General features: G+C 65.1%; 2 tRNA genes. Both read left to right on the forward strand.

Going from position 1 to position 1,986, the window contains the following annotated elements:
• The first annotated feature begins 118 nt into the window (after positions 1 to 118).
• Positions 119 to 192: transfer RNA gene (locus ACLQ7E_RS15935), tRNA-Met, on the forward strand.
• Between the two features lie 223 nt (positions 193 to 415).
• Positions 416 to 489, forward strand: a tRNA-Met gene (locus ACLQ7E_RS15940).
• The last annotated feature ends 1,497 nt before the right edge of the window (positions 490 to 1,986 follow it).

Raw genomic sequence — 1,986 nt, forward strand, 5'->3', positions numbered from 1 at the left:
TCTCGGGTGGCCCCCCCCCCGGGGCGCCGCGGGGCGCCCCCGCTCCTGTTGGGGCCGGGGCCCCACACCTCCAGGATTTGCTTACTGTTCACCCAATCGGCGATGATTGTTATATCGCCGCGGGGTGGAGCAGTTCGGTAGCTCGCCGGGCTCATAACCCGGAGGTCACAGGTTCAAATCCTGTCCCCGCCACGAATGAAGGACCCCGACCAGGGAAACCAGGTCGGGGTCCTTCCCTTTTGTCCGGCGGAGTGTTGTCTCGGTGGGTAATTTCACTGAAGCCGTCTCCTGATGCAGAAATCAATCCAAGCGCCCTGGTCGTGTGTGGAACATGCTGGCCGGAGCGCGAACCATCGACGAAAACACTGCCCGATTAGGCATGGCGGGAACGCACTGGTAGTGTTGTATCTACCGACGCGGGGTGGAGCAGTTCGGTAGCTCGCCGGGCTCATAACCCGGAGGTCACAGGTTCAAATCCTGTCCCCGCCACAAAGAAATGATCTGCGGTCCTGATTCAGGGCCGCAGATCATTTGCTTTAACGGCGGTGCCCCAGATTGGGCCAGATCGCCCTCCGGGGAGGTTTCCTACGGGTTGGGCGTCAACCCTGAACGGGCGCACCAAAAGCGGAGAAATGCCGGGTGACATGAGGTTTTGCCTTCACGCGGTGCCGACGCCATAGACTTGTTTGGTAAGTGGAAAGCTCGGCGTAAGTCAAGCTTTGTCGATTTCATGTGAGGTAAGGCCAACATGCCGGAGCAGCCAACGTCGAAAAACGGTGTGCCAGCGAAGAACACCGTCCCAGCCGACGTCACCGGTGATGCGACTGCCAAGACCCCTGGAACCCCTGCAGCGGTTTCCCCCAAGCCCGGTCCGCCCAGGAAATACCAAGTCACGACCGGGAATAAGCAAGAAGGTTCGACGGGTACGCCCGCCGGCAACAAGGTCTCCAAGCCGGCACCCAGTGCGACCGGAACGGCCGCCCGCTTCGTGGCGAGCCCGCCAAAACCGCTTGACCCCACCGTCAACAAGGCAAAGCCCGCAGCCGTTGTGCCCGCTCCGGCTCCGGCCAAGCCCGTTTCTCCGGACAAGCCGGTAGCTGTTGTGCCCACTCCGGCTCCGGCCAAGCCCGTTTCTCCTGCCAGGCCCGCAGCTGTTGTGCCCGCCCCAGCCCCGGCCAAGCCCGTTTCTCCGGCAAAGCCCGCAGCCGCTGCACCCGTTCCGGGTCCGGCCAAGACGGGTTCCCCGGCTAACTCGGCACCCGGGGGCCAGCCTATTTCCCCGGCCGCCCGGCAACCGATACCGACAGCGACAAAAACCTCGGGTGCCTCCGCGTCGAAGCCCGATGGCCGGTCCGGACCGGCCAAGCCTCAGCCGGCGAAGAAGCCCGTCGTTGCCGCCGGTGATGCGAAGAGCGTCACCGCCGTGACTCCGGCGGCTGCCAAGATGTCTGCCCCTTCCGTGGAACCCAAGACCAATGCGGCTGTTGCGCCTCTCAAGGCCGGGACGGCCCCCGCTGCAACGCCTGCTGCAGTCCCGGTTGCCAAGCCCGCACAAGCCACGCAGGACACTGGGAAAACGGCAGCGCAGGGTTCCGCGGAGGGCAACCCGCCTGCCGCCGGCGCTACCAATGGCAAATCGGTCCGTGCTCCGGCGAAGCCGGTTACCGCTCCGGTCATTAAGCCTGCAGCGGCGCCCCGGGATGCGAACGCGGAAGCGGCAGACAAAGCGGAGCCCGCCAAAGTAGCCGGCTCGGTTTCGACGCCAGCAAATCCCGCAGCTGCGGCTGGGCCGGAAGCAGTCAAGCCGATCACCGACGATGCCGCGCTGAACGAATCAGCGGACACCGGGGACCATGTGAACCTCGAGCTGGACGCCGAAGGTGATGGCTCGAATTCTGAGGCCGTGGCCGAGGCTCCGGCTGAACCTGTCGCGTCGACGGCGCCCCCCCCAAATTAAGCGGGCGCCCCCCCCGCATACCGACACCC

The organism is Paeniglutamicibacter sp., assembly GCF_046714615.1.
Lineage (GTDB): Bacteria > Actinomycetota > Actinomycetes > Actinomycetales > Micrococcaceae > Paeniglutamicibacter.